This is a genomic window from Demetria terragena DSM 11295 (assembly GCF_000376825.1).
Lineage (GTDB): Bacteria > Actinomycetota > Actinomycetes > Actinomycetales > Dermatophilaceae > Demetria > Demetria terragena.
This window is the reverse complement of record NZ_AQXW01000004.1, coordinates 1,816,938-1,842,130: the sequence shown is the minus strand read 5'-3', so window position 1 is coordinate 1,842,130 and position 25,193 is coordinate 1,816,938. Positions and strand designations below refer to the sequence as shown.

The 25,193-nt window shown below is 65.7% G+C and carries 34 protein-coding genes; 21 read left to right on the top strand and 13 right to left on the bottom strand.

Features of this window, described 5'->3' with window-relative positions; all coding sequences use genetic code 11:
• Window positions 1–132 precede the first annotated feature (132 nt).
• From F562_RS0113210 to F562_RS0113195, 4 genes are read right to left on the bottom strand one after another with little or no spacing between them, the layout of a single operon-like run.
• Window positions 133–414, bottom strand: a complete 282-nt coding sequence (locus F562_RS0113210; RefSeq protein ID WP_018157445.1) for an SDR family NAD(P)-dependent oxidoreductase — start codon at window positions 412–414, stop codon at window positions 133–135.
• Between the two features lie 60 nt (window positions 415–474).
• On the bottom strand, window positions 475–912 hold the full coding sequence (locus tag F562_RS0113205) for an SDR family NAD(P)-dependent oxidoreductase (RefSeq protein ID WP_018157444.1): 438 nt from the start codon (window positions 910–912) through the stop codon (window positions 475–477).
• Window positions 909–1,367, bottom strand: coding sequence for an Asp23/Gls24 family envelope stress response protein (locus F562_RS0113200; RefSeq protein ID WP_018157443.1), 459 nt, complete (start codon window positions 1,365–1,367; stop codon window positions 909–911). Before F562_RS0113200 ends, F562_RS0113205 begins: the two co-directional genes overlap by 4 nt.
• Window positions 1,364–1,927: an RNA polymerase sigma factor gene (locus F562_RS0113195; protein ID WP_018157442.1), complete on the bottom strand. Its 564-nt coding sequence runs from the start codon at window positions 1,925–1,927 to the stop codon at window positions 1,364–1,366. Before F562_RS0113195 ends, F562_RS0113200 begins: the two co-directional genes overlap by 4 nt.
• A gap of 151 nt (window positions 1,928–2,078) precedes the next feature.
• On the opposite strand from F562_RS0113195, the gene F562_RS0113190 reads away from it, so the two are divergent.
• From F562_RS0113190 to F562_RS0113135, 12 genes are all read left to right on the top strand, one after another.
• Window positions 2,079–2,558: an Asp23/Gls24 family envelope stress response protein gene (locus F562_RS0113190; protein WP_018157441.1), complete on the top strand. Its 480-nt coding sequence runs from the start codon at window positions 2,079–2,081 to the stop codon at window positions 2,556–2,558.
• Entirely contained in the window at window positions 2,548–2,856 is a 309-nt protein-coding gene (locus tag F562_RS0113185) for a hypothetical protein (RefSeq protein ID WP_018157440.1), read from the top strand. The genes F562_RS0113190 and F562_RS0113185 overlap by 11 nt, the downstream gene beginning before the upstream one ends.
• Window positions 2,840–3,130 (top strand): hypothetical protein, encoded by a 291-nt coding sequence (locus F562_RS0113180; RefSeq protein ID WP_018157439.1) that lies wholly within the window; start codon window positions 2,840–2,842, stop codon window positions 3,128–3,130. Before F562_RS0113185 ends, F562_RS0113180 begins: the two co-directional genes overlap by 17 nt.
• A gap of 47 nt (window positions 3,131–3,177) precedes the next feature.
• Window positions 3,178–3,354 carry a DUF2273 domain-containing protein gene (locus tag F562_RS19170; RefSeq protein ID WP_083915624.1) on the top strand — a complete coding sequence of 59 codons (177 nt, stop codon included), beginning with the start codon at window positions 3,178–3,180 and terminating at the stop codon, window positions 3,352–3,354.
• Window positions 3,338–3,760, top strand: a complete 423-nt coding sequence (locus F562_RS19165; protein WP_018157437.1) for an Asp23/Gls24 family envelope stress response protein — start codon at window positions 3,338–3,340, stop codon at window positions 3,758–3,760. Before F562_RS19170 ends, F562_RS19165 begins: the two co-directional genes overlap by 17 nt.
• On the top strand, window positions 3,757–4,314 hold the full coding sequence (locus tag F562_RS20285) for a DUF6286 domain-containing protein (protein ID WP_018157436.1): 558 nt from the start codon (window positions 3,757–3,759) through the stop codon (window positions 4,312–4,314). Before F562_RS19165 ends, F562_RS20285 begins: the two co-directional genes overlap by 4 nt.
• Entirely contained in the window at window positions 4,311–4,892 is a 582-nt protein-coding gene (locus F562_RS20280) for a hypothetical protein (protein ID WP_018157435.1), read from the top strand. Before F562_RS20285 ends, F562_RS20280 begins: the two co-directional genes overlap by 4 nt.
• A gap of 22 nt (window positions 4,893–4,914) precedes the next feature.
• On the top strand, window positions 4,915–5,109 hold the full coding sequence (locus tag F562_RS0113155) for a CsbD family protein (protein WP_018157434.1): 195 nt from the start codon (window positions 4,915–4,917) through the stop codon (window positions 5,107–5,109).
• A gap of 144 nt (window positions 5,110–5,253) precedes the next feature.
• Window positions 5,254–5,946 carry a thiamine pyrophosphate-dependent enzyme gene (locus F562_RS0113150; protein ID WP_026181264.1) on the top strand — a complete coding sequence of 231 codons (693 nt, stop codon included), beginning with the start codon at window positions 5,254–5,256 and terminating at the stop codon, window positions 5,944–5,946.
• A 3-nt stretch (window positions 5,947–5,949) separates the two neighbouring features.
• Entirely contained in the window at window positions 5,950–6,870 is a 921-nt protein-coding gene (locus tag F562_RS0113145) for a transketolase family protein (RefSeq protein WP_018157432.1), read from the top strand.
• A gap of 104 nt (window positions 6,871–6,974) precedes the next feature.
• The gene (locus F562_RS0113140) at window positions 6,975–7,403 is read left to right on the top strand and encodes a phospholipase A2 (RefSeq protein ID WP_156822654.1); all 429 of its coding nucleotides are present in this window, start codon (window positions 6,975–6,977) and stop codon (window positions 7,401–7,403) included.
• 122 nt (window positions 7,404–7,525) lie between these two features.
• The gene (locus F562_RS0113135) at window positions 7,526–9,187 is read left to right on the top strand and encodes a CDP-glycerol glycerophosphotransferase family protein (protein WP_018157430.1); all 1,662 of its coding nucleotides are present in this window, start codon (window positions 7,526–7,528) and stop codon (window positions 9,185–9,187) included.
• A gap of 10 nt (window positions 9,188–9,197) precedes the next feature.
• Here the strand turns inward: F562_RS0113135 and F562_RS0113130 are convergent, their stop codons facing one another.
• Window positions 9,198–10,739 carry an MFS transporter gene (locus F562_RS0113130; protein WP_018157429.1) on the bottom strand — a complete coding sequence of 514 codons (1,542 nt, stop codon included), beginning with the start codon at window positions 10,737–10,739 and terminating at the stop codon, window positions 9,198–9,200.
• Window positions 10,736–11,290 (bottom strand): TetR/AcrR family transcriptional regulator, encoded by a 555-nt coding sequence (locus F562_RS0113125; RefSeq protein ID WP_018157428.1) that lies wholly within the window; start codon window positions 11,288–11,290, stop codon window positions 10,736–10,738. The genes F562_RS0113130 and F562_RS0113125 overlap by 4 nt, the downstream gene beginning before the upstream one ends.
• A gap of 137 nt (window positions 11,291–11,427) precedes the next feature.
• On the opposite strand from F562_RS0113125, the gene F562_RS0113120 reads away from it, so the two are divergent.
• From F562_RS0113120 to F562_RS0113110, 3 genes are all read left to right on the top strand, one after another.
• Complete coding sequence (locus F562_RS0113120; protein WP_018157427.1) at window positions 11,428–11,682, top strand: hypothetical protein; 255 nt, start codon at window positions 11,428–11,430, stop codon at window positions 11,680–11,682.
• 40 nt (window positions 11,683–11,722) lie between these two features.
• Complete coding sequence (locus F562_RS0113115; RefSeq protein WP_018157426.1) at window positions 11,723–12,238, top strand: LURP-one-related/scramblase family protein; 516 nt, start codon at window positions 11,723–11,725, stop codon at window positions 12,236–12,238.
• A gap of 143 nt (window positions 12,239–12,381) precedes the next feature.
• Window positions 12,382–12,861 carry a hypothetical protein gene (locus F562_RS0113110; protein ID WP_018157425.1) on the top strand — a complete coding sequence of 160 codons (480 nt, stop codon included), beginning with the start codon at window positions 12,382–12,384 and terminating at the stop codon, window positions 12,859–12,861.
• Window positions 12,862–12,935: 74 nt separating this feature from the next.
• Here the strand turns inward: F562_RS0113110 and F562_RS0113105 are convergent, their stop codons facing one another.
• From F562_RS0113105 to F562_RS0113095, 3 genes are read right to left on the bottom strand one after another with little or no spacing between them, the layout of a single operon-like run.
• Complete coding sequence (locus tag F562_RS0113105) at window positions 12,936–13,901, bottom strand: ArsA family ATPase (RefSeq protein ID WP_018157424.1); 966 nt, start codon at window positions 13,899–13,901, stop codon at window positions 12,936–12,938.
• A complete protein-coding gene (locus tag F562_RS0113100) occupies window positions 13,892–14,161 on the bottom strand; it encodes a cory-CC-star protein (RefSeq protein WP_018157423.1) in 270 nt (89 codons plus the stop codon). Before F562_RS0113100 ends, F562_RS0113105 begins: the two co-directional genes overlap by 10 nt.
• A gap of 9 nt (window positions 14,162–14,170) precedes the next feature.
• Window positions 14,171–15,868, bottom strand: coding sequence for a carbon starvation CstA family protein (locus tag F562_RS0113095; RefSeq protein WP_018157422.1), 1,698 nt, complete (start codon window positions 15,866–15,868; stop codon window positions 14,171–14,173).
• 127 nt (window positions 15,869–15,995) lie between these two features.
• On the opposite strand from F562_RS0113095, the gene F562_RS0113090 reads away from it, so the two are divergent.
• Entirely contained in the window at window positions 15,996–17,198 is a 1,203-nt protein-coding gene (locus F562_RS0113090) for a winged helix DNA-binding domain-containing protein (protein ID WP_026181262.1), read from the top strand.
• Window positions 17,199–17,212: 14 nt separating this feature from the next.
• Here F562_RS0113090 and F562_RS20940 read toward each other — a convergent pair whose 3' ends face one another.
• Together F562_RS20940 and F562_RS0113085 are read right to left on the bottom strand one after the other, a co-directional pair.
• Window positions 17,213–17,362 carry a hypothetical protein gene (locus F562_RS20940; protein ID WP_169333388.1) on the bottom strand — a complete coding sequence of 50 codons (150 nt, stop codon included), beginning with the start codon at window positions 17,360–17,362 and terminating at the stop codon, window positions 17,213–17,215.
• Between the two features lie 36 nt (window positions 17,363–17,398).
• Window positions 17,399–18,631 (bottom strand): endonuclease/exonuclease/phosphatase family protein, encoded by a 1,233-nt coding sequence (locus tag F562_RS0113085; RefSeq protein ID WP_018157420.1) that lies wholly within the window; start codon window positions 18,629–18,631, stop codon window positions 17,399–17,401.
• A gap of 77 nt (window positions 18,632–18,708) precedes the next feature.
• On the opposite strand from F562_RS0113085, the gene F562_RS0113080 reads away from it, so the two are divergent.
• From F562_RS0113080 to F562_RS0113065, 4 genes are read left to right on the top strand one after another with little or no spacing between them, the layout of a single operon-like run.
• Window positions 18,709–19,848: a MalY/PatB family protein gene (locus F562_RS0113080; RefSeq protein ID WP_018157419.1), complete on the top strand. Its 1,140-nt coding sequence runs from the start codon at window positions 18,709–18,711 to the stop codon at window positions 19,846–19,848.
• Between the two features lie 59 nt (window positions 19,849–19,907).
• Entirely contained in the window at window positions 19,908–20,777 is an 870-nt protein-coding gene (locus F562_RS0113075) for an ABC transporter substrate-binding protein (RefSeq protein WP_026181261.1), read from the top strand.
• Window positions 20,778–20,787: 10 nt separating this feature from the next.
• Window positions 20,788–21,663 carry an amino acid ABC transporter permease gene (locus F562_RS0113070; RefSeq protein ID WP_018157417.1) on the top strand — a complete coding sequence of 292 codons (876 nt, stop codon included), beginning with the start codon at window positions 20,788–20,790 and terminating at the stop codon, window positions 21,661–21,663.
• A complete protein-coding gene (locus F562_RS0113065; protein ID WP_018157416.1) occupies window positions 21,660–22,391 on the top strand; it encodes an amino acid ABC transporter ATP-binding protein in 732 nt (243 codons plus the stop codon). The genes F562_RS0113070 and F562_RS0113065 overlap by 4 nt, the downstream gene beginning before the upstream one ends.
• A gap of 75 nt (window positions 22,392–22,466) precedes the next feature.
• On the opposite strand, the gene F562_RS0113060 is transcribed toward F562_RS0113065, so the two are convergent.
• Window positions 22,467–23,330, bottom strand: coding sequence for a TniQ family protein (locus F562_RS0113060; RefSeq protein WP_018157415.1), 864 nt, complete (start codon window positions 23,328–23,330; stop codon window positions 22,467–22,469).
• Between the two features lie 103 nt (window positions 23,331–23,433).
• Entirely contained in the window at window positions 23,434–24,012 is a 579-nt protein-coding gene (locus tag F562_RS0113055; RefSeq protein ID WP_026181260.1) for a TetR family transcriptional regulator, read from the bottom strand.
• Between the two features lie 83 nt (window positions 24,013–24,095).
• Between F562_RS0113055 and F562_RS0113050 the strand changes: the two genes are divergently transcribed.
• Window positions 24,096–25,148, top strand: coding sequence for a saccharopine dehydrogenase NADP-binding domain-containing protein (locus tag F562_RS0113050; RefSeq protein ID WP_156822652.1), 1,053 nt, complete (start codon window positions 24,096–24,098; stop codon window positions 25,146–25,148).
• The last annotated feature ends 45 nt before the right edge of the window (window positions 25,149–25,193 follow it).

The window sequence follows — 25,193 nt, the reverse complement described above, 5'->3', positions numbered from 1 at the left end:
ACGTTGGCACCACGCCAACGACCCCATCGCAGTGGCAGCCGATGAACGCGTCTCGACCATTGGCCTAAGGTCGGCATTCCGTCGATTGAAGACCTGAAGACCTGGCGGTATGGCGCGGGTCAAGCAGGTGGGTCAGACCAGAAGATCGGTGCCGGTTTCTCGGACGCACATGTCCCAGACGAGTTCGGCGCTGTGATCGTCGAGAGCGCGGACACCGGGTTGCTCCAGTACCGGTGCTCCGCGCCAGGCGCGGAAGCCGTCCGGTCCAAGGAACGACAGCGGGGGCATTTCCCAGATGGCCGCGGCAAGGAGCGGCTGGGCGCCGTCGGCGGCGGACTGCGCAAAGGGAGAAGTTGTGGTGGTGATCAGGCGATCCAGCACCGTATTGCCGGTGACGTTCTGAATGTTTGTCATCGCCCAGCCAGGATGGGCGAGGTACACCTGACGTGCTGCGCCGGTGTCGCGGAGCCTGCGTTAGCCCGTGATGACGATCCGCCCTGTCAGCAACGGGGCGATGTGGTTGGTGAAGGCGAAGGGACCGAGGACGTTCGTGGCCAGGATCAGTTCAGCGCCTGAGGGAGTTTCGGTGCGTCGCGCAGACACCGCGCCCGCGTTGTTGACTAGCACGTCGACCGGGCGGTCTGCCGCCACGATCTGTTCGGCGCCCCGGCGGACCGCGTCCAGATCGGTCAGGTCGAGTTGGATGACTGACACCGTCGCGCCCCGTTCACCCAACTCCGTTGCCACCTGCGCACCGCGTGCCATGGTGCGCGCGGTCAGCGTGATGTCAGCGCCAGCATCAGCCGCAGCGCGGGCGGCTTCGAGGCCGATCCCGTTGGTGCCTCCGGTGATGACCCAATGCCGATTCGCCTGAGATGGCAGGGATACCGGGGGTGCCGCGGTGGATTTCATGAAAGCCAGTCCGGCTCCCGGAGCACTTCGACACCGCGAACGTGCACCTCAACTGCCGCGCTCGCGGCGCCGACGGCGTCGACCAGGATCTCGGTTGTCCTGGTCAGTGCCGCACTGAGAACCTCGGGAAGGATCACGCCGTAAACCACGGCGAGCTCGATATCGACTGCGGTGAGTTGGTCACCGTCGTTTTCCAGCGAAATCGCTTGCGGACAGTAGAAATCGGTGACCAGCCCCGTTCGCAGAAGAGCTTTCAGCACCCGCGTCGAGACCAGGTCTTGAGCAGGTCGCTCGGCGTGCTCGCTGTGGTGCCCGTGATCGGCGCGCACGGTGGCGGCGGGCAGCACCGTCGAGCGCAGGGTGTCGCTCAGGCGCTCGGATAACTGGTCCCAGCCGGGCTCATCGGTGCGGCGCAGAGCCGCCGTCGCCTGTTCGGCGCGGGTGGGCTCATTCATCGCCAAGACTCCATTGCATCTGCCACGGTACGTCGGCTTCGCGCGAGTAACCCGCGCGCGGTGGATTGAGTGACCGCGAGGATTCCCGCGATCTCGGCATAGGACAACCCGTCGACCTCTCGGAGTAGCCAGGCTGCCCGTTGCTGCCATGGCAACGTGGCCAGTGCTCGTCGCAGGTCGTTGACCAGGACCGTGTTCTGGCCCTGTGCGTCTGGTGGTGGTGCCGGATCAAGGGGGTGCTCGGTCATGGTCTCGGTGTCGATCGGCTGGTCCCGGTTGCGCCGTGCGATGTCGGCCGCACGCCGTGCGGTGATGGTGAACAACCAGGTACGCACGGAGGTGTCTTCGCGCAGTTCCGGCAGCGATTTCCAGGCTGAGATGAATGCTTCCTGCACGGCATCGGAGGCATCGGTGTGGTTTCCGAGCAAGCGCACCGCGAAGCGGTGCATGGCGGGACCGTGTTCCTGGACGAGTTGGGCGAAGGCGGCCGGGTCTCCGAGGCGGGCAGCGCGAACCGCCGCAGACTCAGGAGCCACGCCTGAGTCGGGACGTCGGGTCACCGCCCCATCCTCACCCACGGTCGAAGCCAGGCCGGGCGCGGGCGCCTGAACGTGATGCAGGTCACACAATTTTTGCGTGACGATCTGGCACTACGTCGCGACTCACTAGTGACGGCACGCATTCAGCGGCCATGAGCCACCGGAGGTACACATGACTGATTCCAAAACCGCCAGCCAGCAGGAAAGCAACTCGCAGGACAAGCAGGGCGAGAAGTCTGTGGCTGCCCGCAACGACGGTGCGCTGGTGACCTCCCAGGGGCGTACCTCCATCGCCGACACGGTGGTGTCGAAGATCGCCGGTATCGCGGCGGGCGAGGTCCAGGGTGTGCACAGTCTCGGTGGCGGAGCGGCGCGTGCGGTCGGCGCCATCCGTGAGCGCATCCCGGGCTCACGCACCAACCACAGCCAGGGTGTCGCCGTCGAGGTTGGCGAGCGCCAGGCCGCGGTCGACATTGACCTGGTGGCTGACTACGGCGTGGCCATCGCGGACTTGGCGACCGGCGTGCGCCGCAACGTGATTTCTTCCGTGGAGCGGATGACCGGGCTTGAGGTCACCGAGGTCAACATCACCGTGCACGACGTTTTCCTGGACGACGGCTCGGAGGACGAGGGCCCCTCGCGTGTCGAATGAGTCTTTCGACCCCGACGTGACGCTCGCAGATCGGCTCGCTGAGTCGGTCCGCGACGTCCCGTCGGTCCTTGACCTGCACGGCGGGGTCATGGGCGAGGTCGGCACCTATCTGCCCGGTCGGCGGATCAGCGGGATTCGGGAGTACGACGACCGCTGGGAGATTCACGTCACCGCGCGCTTGGGCTACCCGCTGGCCGAGGTGAGCCGACAGGTGCGAGACGCAGCGTCGGCGCACGTTCCCGGAGTGCCGATCGATGTGGTCATCGAGGACCTGGGAAGCGATGACGACCGAGAGTGACCTGGCCGCTCAGCGCCGCGCCGCCGAACGCGCCGCGGCCCGTCGCCTACACCCCGATGTGGGTGGCGACGCCGACCAGTACGTCGCGGAGATGAAGCGCATCGCGCAGCAGTTCGGCGACTCGGCAGGCGGCGAGCCCGTAGTGACGGCTGAGGGTTTCGTGCGGTCACGTCACGTGGCCCGGATTCGCCGCGCCGCGCGGCGTACGGCACGAGGCGCGCGCGCCGCCGTCCCATCCGGATGGCCAGGAGCACGAAAGTACGGACAGTTGTGACCAAGACCGATGCACGGCGGCCGGTTGCCGCAGACGAGGAGAGCACCATGAGCAAGGCATTGGCCGGACTGATCGTCGGCTTGCTGTTGACGATCGCCATCACCACCGGTGGATTCTTGGGCTTCTTGCTCGCCCTGGTCCTGGGCGGCGCCGGATTGGCCGCCGGGATGTATCTCGACGGTGACGTGGACCTGGACCAGTTGCGGCGTGGCAACCGTGGTTGATGACCAGCAGGTCGGGGCCGACTCACCGGGCGAATCTGGCCCGGATGCGGCCCACGACGAGCCGGGCGCACGCGGCGGCCTCGAAGTACGCCAGCGAGTGTTGACCAGGATTGCCGAGCACACCGCGACGCTCGTTCCCGGTGCCGTGCAGCATTCATCTGGTCTGGGTCGGCTGGCCGGCCGCGGTTATCCGTCGGCGACCGCGACCGTGGCAGGACAGACCAGCCGAATCGAACTCGACATCGCTGCGGTCTGGCCGTGCAATGTCAACGCGCTGTCGCGCACGGTGCGTGATCGCGTGCGGTCCGAGACGTCTCGGCTGTCGGGTACGCGCGTCAACAGCGTCGATGTGACTGTCCACCTCGTCGACGCGACGGGCGTCAGCAACGTGAGGAGGGTCGAGTGAACGGCAAAGCACCAGCGCACGGCAAAGCACCGAAGCACCCTCAAGCGGCACCCGCTGCGGTGTTCGGCGCAGTGTTGGTCGGGTTGATGTTGTTGGCCCTGGGTGCCGCAGCCATTCAGTGGATGGTGGTGCGGCAGGACTGGGCATCCGGACCAGCGGTGCTCGATCGCCTGGTCGACGCGATCGATGGAAGCCGAGTGGCCGATTGGGGTCTGCTGGCTGGAATCCCGATGGCGCTGATCGGTCTGTGGTTGCTGTTCGTTGCGCTGAAGCCGCGGCGACGTACCCATGAGCGCATCAGCGACGACCTGGATGCCTGGCTGACCCCGGGTGCTCTGTGTGCGCTCGCCGAGACCGCGGCCGAAGATGTTCCCGGAGTCCTGCAGGCCACTGGCTCGCTGCGGCGCAAGACCGCCCTGACCGTCCGTGTGGCGACCGAGCCTGATGTGCAACCGGAGTCCGTGATCGAACAGGTGCGCGCGGAGGTTTCCTCTCGAGTGGCGGAATTGACGACGCGGACCGTGGACGTACGACCGACGAAGGCGAGCCGATGAATCGAATCCCCGCAGTGGCCGACCGTGCCCTGTCCCTGATTGTCGGCCTAGGTCTCCTCGCCGGTGGGCTGGTCTTAGCCGACCACCAACTGAACTGGGTGCGCAACTGGAGTCAGCGCGCCGACCTCACCGCCGTGCGCGACACCCTCAAAGAATCCTGGATGCCCTGGGTGGTGGGCCTTGTCGGTCTGATCTTGGTGGTCCTGGGGCTCTGGCTCCTGCTCGCGCACTTGCGCCGCGCGACCCTCAGCCGGATTCGACTGAGCAACAGCGATGCCCACGGAAGGCTGGCGGTCGACGCTCGGTCACTGGGCACGATGGTCGCGAGCGGACTGGAGGATTCCGAAGGCATCGAGTCCTGCCGGGCCAGCGTCGTTGATGGACGTTCACGAGGACAGATGGTGTTGGCTCGGGCGACCATCGATGCGCGCACCGACGGTGCACGGCTCCTCGAGAGTGCCCGCGCCTACCAGCACAGCGTCCGCGAAGGCTTCGACGGCCAGTTGGGCGCTCGACTGCTGATGGACAAGCCACGGCCGCGCCGCGGTCGCGCTGCTGCACCCGCTCGGGTGCAGTGAATCGAACAAAGGGAGTTCAACCATGGGTATCGGCGACAAGATCAGCAACGCTGCGGAAGACCTGGTCGGCAAGGCCAAGGAAGCCGTGGGCGACGCCAAGAACGACCCGGGCCTGGAGGCCGAGGGCAAGGCCGACCAGACCGAAGCATCGGCCAAGAAGGCCGGGGAGAACGTCAAGGACTCCGCTAAGAACCTGAAGGACGGCTTGACTAGCTGACTTCAGAACGGGGAGTCCTGGTCCGTCCGGGTAGCAAGATTCCCCATGCACGATGAGGGGGCGAGCGGTCACGCTCGCCCCCTTTTGGCATTCCACCGTGCCGGGGCTTGACTTCAAGTCCACATGAAGTCGGATGCTCATGCCATGACTGTTGATACTGCGAGCGCCCTCGATGATGTCCCGCGCCTGATGGCGCTGATGACTGGCGCTGAGAAGCACGAGCCCAGCGCCACGTCCACCCTTGATGTGTTGTGGGTCCTCTATGACCAGGTCCTGAATGTCACGCCGGAGACGATCGACCACCCCGACCGAGACCGTTTCGTGCTGTCCAAGGGGCATGGGCCGATGGCGTTCTACGCCGTCCTGGCCGCCAACGGCTTCATCCCTCAAGAGTGGCTTGCGCCCTTCGGGACGCGCGATTCGCCCCTGGGCCACCACCCCGATCGGTTGCTGGTGCCGGGCGTCGAGTTCTCCAGCGGATCACTTGGCCATGGCCTGGGCGCGGCCGTCGGGCTAGCGCACGGTTTACAAATCCAGGAGTCGCCTGCCCGGGTCGTTGTCCTCCTCGGGGACGCCGAATACGACGAGGGCTCCAACAGCGAAGCCGTTGCCTATGCCGGTGCTGTCGGCTTGGACAACCTCACCGCTGTGGTCATCGATAACCAGTCCGCGTCGCACGGCTGGCGGGGTGGGATAGGTGCTCGCTTCGACACCGAAGGCTGGCTGACCCACGACGTGAACGGGCGTGACCACTCCGCGCTGCTCGACGCATTCACCACCACCCATCCCGGCCGTCCCACCGCCGTCATCGCTCACGTCGAGCCGAAGAAGGGCTAACCCATGACCGTCATCGCACACCCCGACCCCACGGCAGCACTCGACTTGCGGGGCCAGTTCGTCCTGACGACTCAGGCTCTCCTGCAAGAGGATTCGCGCCTTGCGCTGGTGATGGCCGACATCTCCGTGTCGCAGTTCGAGCGAGCCATCGATCAACACCCGGGCCGCGTGGTCAACGTCGGTATTCGAGAGCAGCTCCTGGTCAGCGCCACCGCCGGGCTCGCGCTGGCCGGATTGCGCCCGATCGCTCACACCTTCGGCGCCTTTCTGATCGAGCGCGCCTGGGAGCAGGTCAAACTCGACCTCAGCCATCAAGACGTCGGCGCGATCCTCGTCGGGTCCTACGGCTCGTATGACTGGCCGGCCGGGGGGCGTACGCACCAATCGCCCGGCGACGTCGCCCTGCTGGACACGTTGCGGGACTGGACGATTCACACACCGGGCCATCCCGCCGAACTCGACGCCCAACTCCGCGCAGCGGCAGCCCGCGACGACCGGACTTACATTCGGGTCGGCGGCGAGGCCAACCCCGAGCCACACGTGTCCGCGGACGGCCGGTGGAGCGTTCTTCGTCGGGGAGCGCGGGGCACCGTGGTGGCCGTCGGCCCGATGTTGCGCGCCACGGAGGAGGCCGTCCGCGACCTGGACGTCACGCTGCTGTATGCCAGCACGGTGCGACCGTTCGATGCCGCCACCCTGCGGGCCACGCTCGATGGTCCACGCGTGGTCTTCGTCGAGCCATATCTGTCGGGCACGTCCAGCAGGTTCGTGGCCGAGGCGCTGGGTGATCTCGACCATCGACAGTTGGGACTCGGGGTCGGCGACCCCGACCCGCACCGGTACGGCGAACCGGAGGATCACGACCGGCTGCACGGCCTCGATGCCCACGGGATTCGTACCAGCGTCAGCGACTTCATGAGGTAGCCCGTCGCCCTGGTTGAAATTTAAGTATGACGTAGGTCACATGGTCCGAGCGGATTCTGCTTGTGTTGAAGGTGGCAATCGCACCAGTAGACACGGAGGACACGATGAAACTCGCACACCGTGCAATGACAGGCTTCTTCGGCGCCGCCATGCTCAGTGGGGTCGCCCTTGGCACCGCTGGAGGCGCCGAGGCCGCGCCGACAACGACTGAGGTCTCGACTGGACAGATCCAGAACGCGGCCTTCTTTGCCGCTGGTGAATTTGAGTGCGGGCCGAATAACTGGGTCGGCAAACTCGTACCCGAAAACCCGCCGGGCGGCGCGAACTTCCACAACGCGTGCGTCGCGCACGACCGGTGCTATGACCAGGGAAGCAGCGTCGACCGCAAGGTCTGTGACCAGAGGTTCCGCGACGCCATGTATTCCGCGTGCGCGGGCAAAGGCTCCCTCTGCAAGGGCGTTGCGAACGTCTACTACGGTGCCGTGCGCGGTGTCGGATGGACCTTCTATGAGGGCAGCGGCGCCAACAACTGACCGATCATCGCGTGGGGCCTGAGTGGGAATGCTCCCTGCTCGGGCCTCACGTACGATGTCCGTCACGCTGACCCCAACGTTGGGGGACCATCCCCCACCCAGAACCAGGACAACTCTCGCTCGTGCGAAACGCTGAACTGAAGGCCCTTGTCATCGCCGGGGTAGGAACACTCGGAACCCTCCTGATGCTTGTCGATGTATCGACGGCCGGGCGCGTGCTCTGGGGGCTGACCTGGCTGTATGTCGCCTGGCAGACCCTGCGTTCGGCGCTGAAACGGCGGTGGACACGGCAGATCGGCCGGTACCTGTCGGTCCGACTCATCCTGATGATTGGAACGCTCGCGCCGCTCCTGCGCGCTGACGGCCGTCACCATGTCTGGGTCGCTGTGATCGCGGTGTTGCTCGTCGTGCTCATGATCCGCACCGAGCCGACGATCGGACGCGCTGCGCGATATGTCGGTACGCGGGTGCATGGCGTCCCCGGTCTGGAGACGCGGCTGGCGCGCACCCGCCCGATCGTGGGATATGTCGGGCTCAACCTGGTGATTCCACCCCTGTTCATGGTGGCCGCGTTGACGGGTGCCCCGACGATTTTGTGGTTGATTCCGGCCGCGGGCGTCGTCGGCATGGTGGGCTGGATTGTGCGTGACCGCCTCAACCGTCGGGTCGCCTCGAACGCGCGCTATGAGGCGCTCCCCGAGGTCTTGGCCGAGCTCGACCCGAAGTTCGTTATCTACTGGGATGCGCCCCGCAACTCTGGCTACGAATTAGCGATGTGGATGCCCTATCTCCGGCGGGTTGACGAGCCGTTCTTCATCATGGTGCGAAGTCCATCGGGATTCGCCGAGGCGCGGCGCCTGGCGGAGGACGTGCCGGTCGTGATGGCCCGGACGCTGAAGGACGTAGAGCGGCTGGTCATCCCGAGTCTGCGGGCCGCGTTCTATGTCAACAATGGGGCCAAGAACAGCCACCTGGTGCGCTACATACCGCTAACTCATGTGCAACTACTGCACGGCGAGAGCGATAAGCCAGCGAGCTTCAACCCGGTGACCGCCATGTTCGACAAGATTTTCGTTGCGGGACAGGCCGGCGTCGACCGGTACGCCAACAACGGTGTCTCCATTCCCGCGGACAAGTTCGAGATCGTGGGCCGCCCCCAAGTCGAAGACATTGAGGTCGACCACGGCGTACGCACCGGACCGACCACGGTGCTCTATGCCCCCACGTGGCGGGGGCATTCCGAGGTGGCCTCGTACAGCTCGATCCCTGGCGTGGTCGCACTCTTTGAGTCATTGATTGCCCGTGGCTGCCGGGTCGTCTTCCGTCCGCACCCGCTGAGTTACAAGGATCCGGAGTACACCGCGATCATTCAGCAGGCGCATGCGCTGCTCGCGGCCGATGATCAAGCGCGCAATATCGGGCACATCTACGGGCTCACGGCCGAGCGTGAGATGAACGTGGTCGACTGCTTCAACGCCAGTGACGCCATGATCGCGGACATCTCGGGTGTGGTGGCCGACTTCCTCTACTCCCGCAAGCCGTTTGCCATCACCAATGGCGGACGCGGTCGAGAGGAGTTCTTGGCGGAGTTCCCCCTCGCCGCGGTCGGATACATCATGGATCCCGACCCGGCCACCTGGGAGGGCCCGCTGAGCGACCTCCTCGGCAACGACCCGATGCGCGAAACCCGGCTTCGGGCGCGCGAGCACTATCTGGGTTCTTTCCCAGACGAGGGCTACGCCGACGCCTTCGTCCACGCTGCTCGGAGGGTCGTGAACGGCTAGTCCGCCGATGTCAGTCGTGCGCACCCGATAGATCGAGATCGCGCGGTGTAAGGATCCAGACCCCCACGGCTGCAACGAGCATCACCACGCCGCCCGCGAGGCCGACACCTGTCAGCGACGAGGTAAACGCCGACTGGGCTGTCACCGTCACGGCGTCCCCAGCGTTGCCGAGACCGCCGGCAACTTCCAGCGCTCCGCCAAGTGACTCACGGATATCGGACACCGTGCCTGCAGGCAGTCCGGCGAGTGCCGCCGGATCGAGATGGCCACGGTAGAGCGCGGCGCCAAGGCTGCCCAGGATAGCGACACCGAGTGCCGCACCGACCTCATAGGACGTCTCCTCGATCGCCGCAGCACTGCCGGCCTTGTCCGCTGGGGCGCCAGCCATGATGACGGCGGAACCTACGGCCAAGGAGGACATGGCGACTCCGACGAATACGAAGGCTGCGGCGACCCAGCTGTAGGTCAGCGGCTCGGGCGCGATGAAGAGCATCAGGAAGCCGATTCCGCCCAGCGCGAGTCCGCCACTGAGGACGGCCCGCGCACCGATGCGGGACGCGACGGTCGGGGCGATCGGGGACCCGATGGCCCCGCCGATCGCCGCAGGAAGCATGGCCAGGCCCGCTTCGACGGGTGAGAAACCGCGGACCAGTAGCAGCCATTGGGCGCCGAGCAACAGCACCGCTGCCATGGCGAGCGAGGTGACAAAGGCTGCCGTGACGCCTGCGGTAAAACCGCGACCCTTGAACAACCGGATCTCCAACATCGGCTCGGGTCGGGTGAGGCAGCGGCGGACGAACGCGGCGAGCGCCACGAGACCCACGCTCAGAAGCAGTGCGGGAGCGGTCGCCAGCCCGTCCTTGCCGAGTTCTTTGATGGCGTAGACGAGCGCGACCATCCCGACCATCGAGAGCACGGTGGCAACGGGGTCGAGTGGCGCGGGGCGTGACGAGCGACTTGGTGGCAACAGGATCACGGCGCCCACCACGGCGGCCATCATGATCGGCACGTTGACCAGGAACGCGGAATGCCAACTGAAGTGCTCGAGCAGGACGCCGCCCACGATGGGCCCGAGCGCCGATCCGACTGCTGCCGTACCGCCCCAGATGCCGAGTGCGGTTGCGCGCTCGCGGGGGTTGGGAAACAGGCCGCGGATCATCGACAGCGTGGAGGGCATGATGGCCGCACCGCCAAGGCCGAGCAACGCGCGTACGGCGATGAGTCCGGTGGCGGAGTCGACGAAAAGGACGAGCGTCGAGGCGAGTCCGAAGACGGAGTACCCCGCGATCAACATGCGGTGACGGCCCCAACGGTCACCGAGTGAGGCCACGGTGACCAGCAGCCCGGCAATGATGAGCGAGTAGATGTCCACGATCCACAGCAACTCAAGGGAGGACGGCCGCAGGTCTGCCGACAGCGCCGGAATCGCGACGTTGAGGATCGTCATGTCCATGACGACGACGAGCAGGCTGCTGGCGAGGACGGCGAGTCCCGCCCAACGGCGCGGTGGACTCTGCGTGGGCGCAGTGTTCGGGGAGGTGGTGGGAATCATGCGGAGAAGCCTTCGAGAAAGGTGGTGACGAGGGTGTCTTCGAGTCCGCGTCGGGCAAGGTCGCCGAAGCGGAGTCCGTCGCGCGTGCCCACAAGAGCCCCGAATACCGACCACGAGATCCATTGCGGGGTGACATCGGAGCGCAAGACGCCGGCACGCTGTGCTGCGGAGATGAGGGCCTGCTCGCGGCGCTCCAAGGCCCGGGCCCGGTCGGCGAGATCAGGGATGTGATCCAGGCGAGTCTCGGTCAGCGTGAAGCCAAAGATCTCAGCGTCGGCGACGTAGTGCCGAAGGAGTGTGGTGATCGCTTCGCGGAGCACGCTCGGATCGCCGCTCTTGATGGCAGCGCGGTCTCCGGAGTCATCGAGTGATCCCTCCCAGCGGTCCAGGGCGCGGCGGCCAAGCTCGCCAATCAGCGCATCCCGGCTGGCGAAGTGTCGATTCAGGGTCGCGCGACTGATCCCAGCGGCCTCGGCGATGTCGGCCATGGAGGAGGACGGCGACTGGTTGAGAGTCGCCAACGCTGAGTCGATGAGATCATCGCGGGCCATAAGGCAAAGATAACACATTTGAGACATGCGTGTCTCACCCGCTGCGAGGCGAACCCAGAGCCAGTTCACAGGCTCAGGACAGGTTCGGGGTCAAGAGTGGTGGTCCTGGGTTAGTCGACGCAAAGGAGCGAGACCCCATGGCAGTCAAGGCAATTGGAGCCGCGGTCGCCGGCCTGTTGGTTCTGGGTGGTCCGGCCTCAGTGACACCGGACGAACGCGCACACGTCGTGGAAGCCGTCCAACGAGCCGATGCCGAGATCGTGATTCGGGCGGTACGCCGTGATGACGACGGCACGTACCACGCCTTGGGGAGCAAGTCGGCTGAGCCGGTGTTGGCCTACGTGAACCGCGAATTCACCGCAGTGGGGCTGGACCGGGGAGCCAGCGCATAGGTTGGACCACGACCGGTCACCCCATCAGGAAGTAGGCGCCATGGGCATCTTTGGCAGGAACAACGACCACGACGGTGTCCGTCGCTTTCGGATGCGGACCAAGCTGGCCTCGATCGGCGACGACTTCTGGATTGAGGACCAGGACGGCGAGCGCGCATACAAGGTGGACGGCAAGGCCATGAGAATCCGGGAAACCTTCATCCTGGAAGACTCTGGTGGCCGCGAAGTCGCGAAGATCCAAGAACGCAAACTGAGTGTGCGCGACAAGATTGCGATCGAACGGGACGGTGAATCGGTCGCCACCGTGCGCAAGGCGCTGATCGGCTTCCGGGACAGATTCAGCATCGACGTCAAGGGTGGCGCCGAACTCAAGGCGCGCGGTGACTTCATCGATCGGGAGTATGAGATCGAGCGCGATGGCGACGTCGTGGCCGAGGTGTCCCAAAAGTGGTTCCGCATCCGCAACACCTACGGCGTCCAGGTGCGTGCCGGCGAGGACGAGGCCCTCATGTTGGCCATCGTCGTCGCTATCGGTCTGGTCAGCGACGAGGACTAGCGCCGTCGGAGGGGAACGAGCCAAGCGGCCCCGATCCTTAGTCGGCACATAAGCCCACGACAGGACCTTCATGACTTCGCCCACGACGGTGTAGTCACCACCCCGGAACTCCCGTTGTGGTGACACCCAAGGAGCGAATCACGATGAAGACCAAGAAGATTGGCCTCGCTACGGCGGGTCTGCTGCTGTCGGTAGGAACCCTGGCTGGGACGGCGACTGCCTATGCAGAGACCTCACACCCGGCCCCGTCCGTCTCGGTTCCCAGTGCGAGCAGCGCTCAGGCCGGAGCTGACAAAGAGCGGCCCGCGCGTCCTGAACTGGGTTCTGCGGTGACCGGGGCCGAGAAGGCAAAGGTCGTTGCCGCGGTCAAGAAGAAGGACTCCGCCGTGACCGTTAAGGATGTCCGACAGGACTCCGAGGGGCGCTATCACGTCAGGGCGACGAAGGGTGACGAGCGCGTCATGGTGCAGGTGAGCAAGGACCTCACAACGGTTGAGGTACGTGATCGTCCAGCCGGTATGCACCGTCCCGGCGGAGGCCACGGTGGCGGCCCCGGAGGCGGCGGTGGGGACTGCGGTCCGGCGAAGGGCGACTCGGGGTCGACTGATTCACCGTCCACCTGACCACTCGCGAGGATTCGGTCAGACCATCCGTGAGTAGGAGCGCACGGATGGTCTGACCGAAGTCCGGGAGTTGATCAGATCGCTGAGGCGAGCGTGTCCGCGATCGCCGACACCCCGGCTTCGCCGCTGGAAAGCCCTGGCACGAGGGGCAGTTCGAAGAGCGGCACGTCAGGGAGTTGGCGTCGTAGGCTCACCAGATGTTCGGCCTCCAGGAGGCTCTGACCTGCCAGCAAGGAGCCCGCGTCGAGCGGCGAGCGACGATTAGCGACAAGGGCGCCGATATCGACGCCGAGCGCGGCCAGTGATCGGTGCAGTTCGACCGATTCCGCGATGGGCATTCTTTCGGCGAGCAAGACGATGACGAATGACGTACGCGTCGGATCGGTGATCTGCTCGCGCAACCCGACGAATCGTCGTCTCCGGGCCTCGAGCACCGCACGGAGTTCATCCTTGGCGGGCGGGCGGTCGTCCTCGCCGCCCAGGCCACGCAGCGCCGCGCCGAATCGGTCGGCACGGTCCCGGTTGGACAACAGCGCGTCGGTCCATGCGCCCAGTTGGTCGGGGAGCGCGAGCAGGCGCACTGTGCTTCCAGTCGGCGCCGTATCAAAAACGATGAGGTCGTACGCACCGGCCAAGTCCTCGACGACCTCAGCGATGCGGTCCAACACCGCAGACTCGTGCGTGCCAGGTGCAGAGCGTGCCAACTCAAGATGTCGCGCGGCCTGGCGGTGCAGCCGCTCAGGCAGCAATCGGTCCATAGTTCGGCGGACGGCGGCGAGGTGGCGCTCGACCGTGCGCTCCGGATCGACCTCGAGTCCATCAACGACGCCGTCCGGCGCGGCCAACTGGGCGATGGTGTCGCCAATCGTGCGATCCCATAGATGACCCAGGTTGTGCGCCGGGTCGGTCGAGACCACCAAGACCCGCGCGCCTTCCCGGGCTCGGGCCAGTGCAATTCCGGAGGCGACGGAGGTCTTGCCGACCCCTCCCTTGCCGCCCACGAAGAGGACCTGACGGCCGGCGACGTCCCCTAACAGCACCGGATGTGCTCCAGCGGGGTGCGATCCAACCCCATCCGCAGATGCCAGGCATGAAACTGCGGGTAGGCCGCTGGCATCAGTTCGGCGGTGTAATACGCGGCCGGGTCGGGAACTCCCAGGGCCTCGGCCAGGACGACCAGCAGAAAAAGGTCGTCCTCCTCCTGCTGGGCGCGGGCAAACGTGCGGCGGTATGGCCCGGCATAGACCTCATCTAGTCCGGCCTGAAAGGCAGCCCAGCGCTCGCTGAGGGTGGGAACCATCGATTCGGGCTACTGGCCGGACCGCGCCGAGATCAGATCGGCGTCTTCGGCCTCCGCTGGCTCGGTGCGCGCCTTCTGCATCGCGATGACAGCCTCGAACGCGACCCACAGCGCGGCGACAATGATGATGGCGTCGATGCCGAGTAGCAGCCAATCCTTGGCGTCGTACAGGTCGCGTAGTTGGACCAGCGCGGCATAGAAGGACATGACGAAGACCAGCGCCAGCGGGATGAGGGCAGGCCACGGGTTGCGCCGCTTGCGCAGCAACATCACCGTGATGATGGCCAGTGTCAGCGAGGCCAGAAGCTGGTTGGTGGTGCCGAACAGGGGCCAGATTCGCATCCCGCCTTCGCCACTGGAGCCCTGGCTGAAGGTCAGCCCCAACCCGACCAGCACGGCCACCGTGGTCGCCGCGATCTTGCTGATGGAGGTGCCGAGGACCTCGGCGATCTCGTGCACGACGAACCGTTGGAGGCGTACGCCGGTGTCCATCGTGGTGGCGGCGAAGAGTACCGCCATGGTCGCCAGGATCGTGGCGCTCAGCGAGGTGGGGATACCGAGGCCAGCGTTGACGATGGAGCCACCGCCTTGGACGAACGCGCCGACTCCGCCAGCGCCGAACTCGGTGTAGACCTTCTCCCAATCAGCGAGGGTCGCAAAGCCTGAGGTGGTCACGATGATGGTGCCGAGCGCAAGGAGGCCTTCGCCGACCGCGCCGAAATATCCGACGAAACGTACGTCGGGCTCGGCGTCGAGCTGTTTGGCGGAGGTTCCGGAGGACACCATGCCGTGAAAGCCGGAGATGGCACCGCAGGCGATCGTGACGAACAGCAGTGGGACGAGGCCGGGCGTGCCATCGGGCACGTTGTCATTGAATGCCGGAACGACCAGTTTCGGTGCTTCGAGAAGCGTTGCGCCATAAAGGATCCCGAGCCCGATGAACAGTTGAACACCGTTGATGTAGTCGCGCGGCTGCAGGAGAACCCAGACCGGCAGCAGGGAGGCGAGGAAGGCGTACGCAAAGAGCAGAACGATCCAGGCTGTCCCCGGAGCCATACCCAGGGTCGACTCGGGCAGTTCGATCGGATTGCTGTCCCCGATGACGATGAGGGTGTACAGCGCGGTGACGCCAATGATCGTCGTAAGCGCGAGATTCATCCGCCAGCGGTAGATCATCTGTCCGACGATGACCGCGACCACGATGGCACCCCACACCGGAATGACGGAAGTAGGCGTGCTGATCAGCAGGTTCTTGATGACCACCGCGAAGGCAGCGTTGACCATCAGGAGCAGCAGGAAGATGACAACCAGGAAGAGGTTGCGGCCGCGTGCGCCGATGTAGCGCCCGGACAACATGCCCATCGATTGGCCACGGTTGCGTACCGATGCCCAGAGCGCGCCGGCGTCGTGCATCCCTGCGAAGAAGACGGTGCCGATGGTGACCCACAGGAAGGCTGGTAGCCAACCCCAGATCACCGCGATAGCGGGACCGACGATGGGCGCTGCGCCCGCGACCGAGGTGAAATGGTGGCCCCAGAGGACGTATTTGTTGGTCGGCACATAGTCGACGCCATCGGTCATCTCGTGGGCTGGCGTGGAGAAGGCGGGATCAAGTTGGAAGATCTTCCGGCCCAGGAATTTGCTGTAGATGAGGTAGCCGGCGGTGAACATCGCCAGGCCAATCACTAAGAGCACCAATGAGTTCATAACGTACGTCCTTCCTGAGCAAGGGCCAAGCAACCAGTGACGGGAGGAGCGACCTAGACCCTCACGATACGGAGGTGATGTGCGCGGTGTCACGAAATTGCCTGGCCTGGTGCGCGACCATGGCGGGATGACCACCCGTCCCCACATCTCCGACGAACAACGACGTACGCGCCTGGCCAGACGACACGCGCTAGCGCCTGCGCATCGGGTCGCCGATGCGCTCGCGGCGACGCGGGCCATGACCGTCTTGCACGCCACCGAAGCGGCGAGCGTGCACCTCGCAGTCGCGGCCCGGGTGGACGGGTGCACGCTCGCGGACATCGACACCGCGCTCTATCGCGACCGATCACTGGTCAAGCAACTGGCGATGCGGCGGACCTTGTTCGTCTTCCCCCGGGATCTATTGCCCGCAGCTTGGGGCAGCGCATCTGCCCGGGTCGCTCAGGCGGAGGGGCGACGGGTCGCGAAGGCGGTCGAGCGCGCGGGCATCAGTGACCACGGCGATCGGTGGTTCACGGAGACGCGCAGCCGGGTGGCAGAGTTGCTCGCGAATGCTCCAGGAGGGTTGGCTACAAAGGAAATTCGCGCTTTGGTGCCAGAACTCGACGTGCGGGTCAACACAAACCCAAACAGCACCTCGGCCTGGGCGCAGCCCGTGCAGATCGCACCATGGGCGCTGACCCAACTGGGGCTGGAGGCCCGCGCGGTACGCGGACTGCCGGATGGTCAGTGGCGAAACCCGCGGGCACGCTGGACTGACATGGCGACGTGGCTCGGCGAGGCGCCCACGCCCGAGGACGCCCAGACCGGGTACGCCCGCCTCATCGAGCGCTACCTACGCACCTTCGGGCCAGCCACCGAGGTGGACATCGTGTGGTGGCTTGGGTCGACCAAGTCGGCGGTGCGTACCGCTCTGGCCACGTTGGAGGCCGTTGAGGTCGGCCTCGACGGCGGCGGCACCGGCTATGTGCTGCCGGACGACCTGGATCTCGATGAGGAGGTGGAGCCGTGGGCTGCGCTGGCGCCGACACTCGATCCAACCCTCATGGGGTGGAAGGAGCGCGAGTTCTATCTCGACCCGAAGGACCGCCCCTATCTGTTCGATACCAACGGAAACGGCGGCACCACGGCGTGGTGGAACGGCCGCGTCGTGGGGTGTTGGGTGCAAGACAAAGACGGGTCCGTTCGACCCGTGTTGCGCGAGGAGGTTGGGCGAGCGGGCGAGGCCGCGCTCGCAGTCGAGGCGGAGCGGCTGACCGACTTCATGGAGGGTGCCATCGTGTCCTCGGTGTATGCCTCAGCGATGCAGCGCGGGGCGATCCTGCCCTAGGCCGTGCCCGGGGCTCAGGCCGCCTTGACCAGGCGACGCTTCTTGACGGTGTAACCCGCTGGCAGGGTGCCCTCTTTGAGCATCCGAATGGGGCAGCGCTTGCAGCGTGTCGACGACACGCAGCACTTCTTCTTCGGTATGCCCTTCTTGGACTTTTTACCCACGCTCTGGAGCGTACTCCTAGGTCAGCCTTGCCTAAGTCAGTGGCAATGGTGGGTGAGTCGTACGTCCACCCACACGAGCCGATGATCGCTGGTCGGAGGCGGGTAGGTGCCGGTCAACCGCGACAGTGGATCGCCGCTCGTAGGCCAGAACACCCGCGCCCTCTTAATCGACAGATTCCGGCTCGGCAACACATAGTCGGCCCGAATGTTGCCCGGCGGTTCGGCGAAATCGGCGGTGTCGTACTTCGCTCGACTGAGGTGCTCATTGTTGGCGCCACCTTGGAGGCGCGCGGCTTCCACGGCGCCGCGTGAGGTTGGCGTCGTCGAGGTGTTGACCCGCCGGTTGTCGAGCAACTGGTCCGCCGAGCCGGGCGCCGAGTCACCATCGCGCGGGTCGCTGTTCTGATCTCCTGCGATCACGAACGATGCTCCCGGCCGCAGGCCACCGCGGCGACCCTGGTCGTCGTAGATGTAGCGCGCCGTCCGCCCGCCGCTGAGGTAGTCAGCGGTGAACCGGATCTCGTCAGCGTTGCGCAGCCCATTGCGGTCCTCGGGCCCGTCGAATACCGGCGGGGTGGGATGAGACGCCAAAAAGTGAACAGTCCTGTGCCCCAAGCGGATTGGCACATCCCAGTGGGACTTGCTGGAGAGCCGAACCTTCTTGAGTTCCGTCCGCGAGAACCAGTCGGACCGCGCCGGGGTGGCCGGGTCATCGGGTAGGCGCGCCCCTGGCATGTCTGCCCAGCGGAACTTCTGGAAGGTGCGGACTTTACGTGTGTCGATGGGGTACTTGCTCAGCACGACCATGCCGTACTGCCCGGGAAAATCGCCGAACCCATAGGCGTCACCGGCGCCCCCGATCTCGCCGTTGTTGTCTAGGTCCATCCCGCTGGGGACTCCGGTGTTGACCGGTGCGCTGTAGGCGTAGCGATAGCGCACCGGGTCCGCGCCGCGCTGCCCGACCTGAAGGTAGTTCTTCCGGAACAAATCGACGGCGGCGCCGCCTTTGACGTAGTCGAACTCGTTGACGAGCACGACGTCTGGGTTGGTCCGCTGAATCGTCTCGGCAACGTTGCGTGCCTGCGTGTTGTCCCGCCCGGACAAGTCACGCACCAGGTCGCCCTCTCCCGCCCGGTTGAGCGAGGCATTGAAGGTGGCGAAGCGTACGTCGTGGTCTGGTCGGTGTTCGCGCGCCTGGGCGGAGCTGCTGAGCGAGCTAGCGGCGAGGGCCAGGCCAAGGGCGAGCGCGACTGAATGGGTGCGGTTCATGGACCTACTTCACCAAACTCGGGCGACGTGAGGGCGAACTTCCGGCAACTGGTAGGCGGCGTGCCACCATGAGCACTATGGCTGAGCCGATTCTGGGTGCTTCCCTCGAGGAACTGCGTCGAACTCGTACGAGCGTGAAGTGGCGGGTCTTCGGTCCCGAGGTATTGCCGGTCTGGGTTGCCGAGATGGACTCGCGCCAGTGCCCGGCAGTGGTGGAGGCTTTGACGAGCGCCCTACAGCGCGGCGACACCGGGTATGCCTGGCCCAGCGAATACGCCGAGGCCGTCGCAGGATTCGCGCAACGGCGCTGGGGTTGGTCGCCGGACCCCGCCACCATGGCGAGCATCCCCGACGTGATGATCGGCATAGAGGAACTCCTTCACCGACACGTGCCGCGCGAGTCGGCGGTCGTAGTGAGCCCGCCGGTCTATGACTCCTTCTACGGATTCATTGCCTCCGTCGGCCGGCGGCTGGTGACAGCACCGCTGAACGACGAGTTCCGGCTGGACTTTGAGGCGCTCGAGCGGGCGTTCACCGACGCGGGCCCAGGCTCTGCCTACCTTCTGTGCAACCCACAGAACCCGACCGGCACGGTGCACACCGCCGAGGAGTTGGCGCAGTTGGCCAGGCTCGCCGATCAGCACTCGATCCTGGTGATATCAGACGAAATTCACGCGCCACTCGTCCAGCCTGGGACTACCTACTCCCCCTATCTAAGCGTGCCGGAAGCCTCTCGCGGAGTTGCACTGGTGAGCGGCTCGAAGGCGTGGAACCTCGCTGGAATCAAGGCCGCGCTGGCCGTTCCGGGCCCGGAAGCGCGCCAGCGGCTGACCGACCTGCACGAAGTCGTCACGCACGGCGCCAACCATCTCGGGGTCCTGGCCCAGACCGTCGCCTACAGCGACGAGTCGGGATGGCTGGATCAATTGCTAGAGGAGATCGCGGCGCGGCGGGCATACACCGAGGCTCTGCTGGCCGAACGTCTCCCGCAGATCCGGGTCATCCCGGCGAACGCCACCTATCTCGCCTGGCTTGACTGCCGCGAACTTGGTGTCGACGACCCGGCGAAGGTCTTTCGTGAGCGCGGGAAGGTCGCGCTGACGTCGGGTTTCGCGTATGACCCCGATGGGGGTGCCGGCTGGGCGCGACTCAACATCGCGACGTCCGAAGAGATCCTCGATGAGGCCGTACGCCGGATGGCCGCTGCAGTCCCATGAGTCGCGTGTTCTGAGACTCGACACACCAAATGCGACGGCACGCGGCAGAATCGTCGGTCATGAAGACCTCGCGCGCTTTTCCTGCACTCCTGGCCGTTGCTGCGCTCGGGCTTGCCTCCTGTGGCGCCCCCAAAGACGAGGCGGCGTCGAGCCCCGATACCGCCACGAGCGGAGCCAAGAGTTGCTCGCCGGCGTCCATGAAGACGTACCAGGACGGGACGCTGACCATCGGTACGGACAACCCCGCCTACGCCCCCTGGTTTCAGGACAATGACCCCACCAACGGCAAGGGCTATGAGGCCGCAGTGGGGTATGCCATCGCCAAGCAACTCGGCTACGCCAAGGGCGACGTGACCTGGGCAAAGGTGCCCTTCAACCTGGTCATCACGCCTGGCAAGAAGAAGTTCGACTTCGACCTCAATCAAGTGTCGATCAGCAAAGCGCGGGCCAAGGCTGTGGACTTCTCCAGCGGCTATTACGACGTGACCCAGACGGTCATCACCACCAAAGGCAGCAAGATTGCCAACGCCAAGAGCATGGCGGCCCTGCGCCCGGCGAAGTTGGGGGCACAAGTCGGGACGACGTCGTACACCGCGATCACCGAGCAGATCAAGCCCAACGCCAAACCGGCGGTCTTCGACACGAACGTCCAGGCGGTTGAGGCACTCAAGAACAAGCAGGTCGATGGGATTGTCGTTGACCTGCCGACGGCGTTCTATACGACCTCCGCGCAACTCGAAAACGGTGTGATCGTGGGTCAGCTCCCCAAGTCCGCGAGCAAGACGGAGCAGCTTGGTGCGGTGCTCGCCAAGGACTCGCCTCTGACGGACTGCGTGAGCACGGCGGTCGACACCCTGCGGGACAACGGAACGCTGAAGAAGCTCGAGACGCAATGGCTAAGCCGCAAGGGCGCGCCAGCGCTGTCGTAAAGGACGTGCCATGACCGCTGATGCCGCGACGGACGCCGAATCCTGGCAACCGTCCACAGTTGAGCGCGAACGAGCGGCCTATCGCCGGTCGCGTCGCATCCGATCGATCGTGATCGCCGCGCTGAGCACGCTCGTCGTGCTCGCGGTGATCGCCACGCTGCTGGTGACGAGCCCCGGCTGGCCCCGGTTCCAAGAGACCTTCTTCAACATCGCGAAGGCGAAGTCGTCCTTCGGCGCTGTGGTTGAAGGGCTGTGGCTGAACGTCCGGCTGCTGATCGGTTGTGGAATTGCCATCGCTGTGGTCTCGACCGCGGTGGCCGTCATGCGTACCTTGCGCAATCCGGTGCTCTTCCCTTTGCGTTTGCTGGCAACGGTATTCACCGATGTGTTCCGCGGGTTACCGCTGCTGCTTGTGGTCTTTCTTTTGGGCTTTGGGGTGCCGGCCCTTGAACTGTCCGGTCTGCCCACCAGCGTGCTCTTCTGGGGTGCGCTCGCGCTCGTGCTCTGCTACTCCTCATATGTCGCGGAGGTACTGCGGGCGGGGATCGAGTCGGTGCACGCATCGCAGTGGGCGGCGGCGCGTTCGCTGGGGTTGTCCTATCCGGCGACATTGCGCTTTGTCGTCCTGCCGCAGGCCGTGCGGCGCGTCATGCCCGCGCTGCTCAATGACGTGGTGTCGCTGCAGAAGGACTCAGGGTTGATCGCTGTCCTCGGCGTAGTCGATGCGATCCGCGCCGCACAGATCGAGTCGTCCACCGACTTCAACTACACGCCGTACGTCGTCGCGGGTGCGCTCTTCCTCGCGCTCACCATCCCGATGACGCGCCTGACCGACTGGTACGCCCGCCGCCACGGCCTCTCTGGTGCTGCCGGAGGTGTGCGATGAGTCTGCTGTCCCTGCAGAACGTTCGAAAGTCGTTTGGTGACAACGTTGTTCTGCGAGATGTGTCGCTGGAGGTCGAACCAGGCGAATGCGTCGTCCTGATCGGTGCCTCGGGCTCCGGGAAGTCGACGCTGCTGCGCTGCGTGAACGTTTTGGAGACCGTTGACGATGGTCAGATCTGGCTGGACGGGCAAGACATCTCCGATCCGCGCCTTGATGTCGACCGCGCCCGGTCGCAGATGGGCATCGTCTTCCAGGCGTACAACCTTTTCCCTCACCTCAGCGCGTTGGAGAACATCACCTTGGCGCCGGTACGCGTACACGGCGTGCCCAAGGCTCAGGCGCGTGAACGCGGGATGGCCATGTTGGAGCGAGTTGGCCTGGCGGATAAGGCATCTGCTCGCCCGGATGATCTGTCCGGCGGGCAGCAGCAGCGGGTGGCGATTGCGCGCGCACTGGTCAACCAGCCGCGGCTGATGTTGTTGGACGAGGTGACCTCTGCGCTTGACCCCGAGCTGGTCGGCGAGGTGCTTGATCTGCTCGCTGAGCTGCGCGCAGACGGAATGACGATGATCCTCAACACCCACGAGATGAGTTTCGCGCGCGACGTGGCCGACACCGTCTGCTTCCTGTCCGATGGTGTGGTGCTGGAGCGCGGTCGACCCGAGCAGGTGCTCGACGCGCCGCGGGAGGCGCGTACCCAGCGGTTCTTGTCGCGGCTGCGCCGCTAGGTCGGTCATCGACTCGGGAGTTTCTGCGGGTGTTGGCCGATGATCACCCGCACAAACTCACGACTCGATGCGACCTCAGGTGAGTAGACGAACCAGGCGATCGCGCAACCGAGCTTGGCGCCCTCCGAGGTCGCCGTCAGTGATGACCACTACGGCATAGCCTTCGTCTTCGATGAGGGCAGCACGCGCCAGGTCTGCCTGCCACGTCGGCCCGTGCACCTTCCCGTAGTACTCGGCGACGACGCGCCGGTCGCGCCAGAGGAAGTCGACACACGCGAGCCATCCGGAGGCATTGAACAGGTCAGCGTTGAGCTCCGGCGCCGGCAGTGCCCAGCCGTCGAACAGCAGCCGACACTCACTTTCGCGGGGTGAGCGGCTGCCCGGTCGCAGCATGGCCAGTGCGGCGCGGAGGGTACGCACGCCTCGCCGACGCCGCGCCCGCTCGACCTGTGCCCCGAGGCGTTCGAGATCCCACCCCTCCCGGTTGATGAGCGCGTCACCGGCCTGGACGAGTTGGGTGAACGTCAGCTGCGTCGCCAGGTCGCACCATGTCTCCCCGAGGTCGGTGACTCGCAGACCGCTGGAGTGGGTCACCACGACCCGCTCGGAGCTGTGCCCCACCACGCCGCACCGCTGCATACGGTCGGTGCCTACAGGGACGGTGACGTGCACGTTCATGTCGCGCTCGAGCCGCGAAGGCAGCGGCAGTCGCCACACCGTGGCAGCCGTCTGATGGCTCAGCGCCGCGTGTGGCGCCAACTGGGCAAGCGCGCGCAACTGAGCGAGGCGGTCGTGCGCGAGCGGTGTGGGTAGGCGTACTCCCGCAAAGGGGGTAGCCAGGTCAGCGGCGCGGAGCCGACCGGGGCGTACGCCGTGCGCACGGGCCTCGCGAACGGTGAATGTGGATGGGAGGTCGTCCGGGAGCGGAGCGCGCAGCATGCAGAAACCGTGGCAGATCCGGCGTCCGCCCCGGCCGACTTATCCACAGGAGGCATCGACTCGGGAGTTTCTGCGGGTGTCAGGCGACGATCACCCGCAGAAACTAACGACTCGATGGCGTCGCGAGGGTCTGCAGTGCCCGCAACGTTTTCCGTATGGTCGTGGTGAGGTCGGACGTGCAGCCTTGGTCAATCCATTGCGTCGCGCCGATGCGGAAAGCGGTGACAGCGACCTCTGCCGCGAGCCGGGCGTCGAGCGCGCTCAGACCGCGGTCGAGGAATCCTTGAGTCATCGCATCCGACATGAGGGCGAACTTCCGTAGTTCGCGCTCGCGCAGCGCAGGCTCGGCGGCGATGACCGCACGGCGGCGCTGGAGGTAATCCAGGTTGCGTCCCTCGAACGCGACCGCGGCGGCGGGTGCCAGGCCGCGTTCGATCAACTCCATCGGGCCGACGGAGGGCGGGACGTCCGCCATGAAGGCGGCCACCTGTTCTGGGATGTGCTCCTCGCCTCCGAACAACGCCTCCCGCTTGTCCGCGAAATAGCGAAAGAACGTGCGCGTAGTCAGTCCGGCGCGCTCGGTGATCTGCGGCACCGTCGTGTCATCGAAGCCCTGCTCGCCGAATAGCTCGAGCGCGGCTTGCTCGAGGCGCTCACGCGAGTTCGGCTGCCATCGACTCATGGTGGCCACCCTAACCGTGATGACACGACGTGTCGTCATGTGCCATAGTGATGACACGACGTGTCATCGATGAAGGAGGAGCCGTGAGGGATGAGATCTGGGTGCTGGGCGCGACCGGTCGGGTTGGGCGAGAGGTGCTCCCGCGGTTGCAGTCGGCCGGAGCCAGGGTGGTCGTGGCGGGCCGCAGCCGTGAACGGCTGGCGGCGGTCGCGCCCGAAGCCAGGGCGGTGGTCGGCTCGGTGGAAGAGGTGTGTGAGCGGATCACCGTGGAGGCTCCGGCGGTCGTGCTCAGCACGGTCGGGCCGTATGCCAGTCGCGCCGAGCAGGTTGTGCGCGCCTGTCCTTCGGGGACGCACTATGTCGATGTTTCCAATGAGTTGAGCTCCTTCGAGGCGTTGCAACGCATGGATGGCGAGCTCCTCGGCAGCGGGCGAACTGCGGTGTCGGGCGCTGGATTTGGCGTTCTCGGCACCGAAGGCATCCTTGTCCGACTGCTGGAGGGGCGGGGCGTCCCGTCTGCAGTGCGGGTCGACTCGATCAGCTCGGTCGCGACCGAGCCTGGCCGGGTCGGTGAGCCATTGGCCGCGAGCATCATGTCAGGCCTCCGCGATGGCGGCCGCGAGGTGCGGGGAGGACGCCTCGTGCGTACGCGCGCCGGAGCTGCAGTCGAGCCGCTGACATCGCCAGACGGTGATGAGGTGCGCACGGCTGCGATGAGCAGTGGCGAGTTGTTCGCCGCCTGGAAGGCTTCGGGTGCGAGTGTCGTCGTCGGTGCGTCCGGATTGGCGCCCACCGGCCCGATCGCGCGCGCTGGCCTGCTCGGACTGGGTGCGGTGCTGCGCGCGCCCGGCGTCGCGGACTTCGCTACCCGGCGACTTGCGCAAATCGAGGTGAAGAAGGCCAAGGAGCGTCCGCGGGAGTCGACCTGGGGGCATGCGCGTGTTGAGTGGCCCTCGGGGCTGGTCCGCGAGGGCTGGATGCGCGCTGGGGAGGCGATGGATTTCACGGCGGCCACGGCGGCCGAGGTTGCGCTCCGGTTGGCGCGGGGTGAAGGGCATCCGGGGGCGTGGACTCCGGCTCGGCTGTTTGGCGCAGACCTGGTACTGGCGGTGGGCGGCGAATTCGTCCTTGACTGACCAGCGCCCTCCACTAAGGTAGTGAACCTAAGGTTCAGTACCATT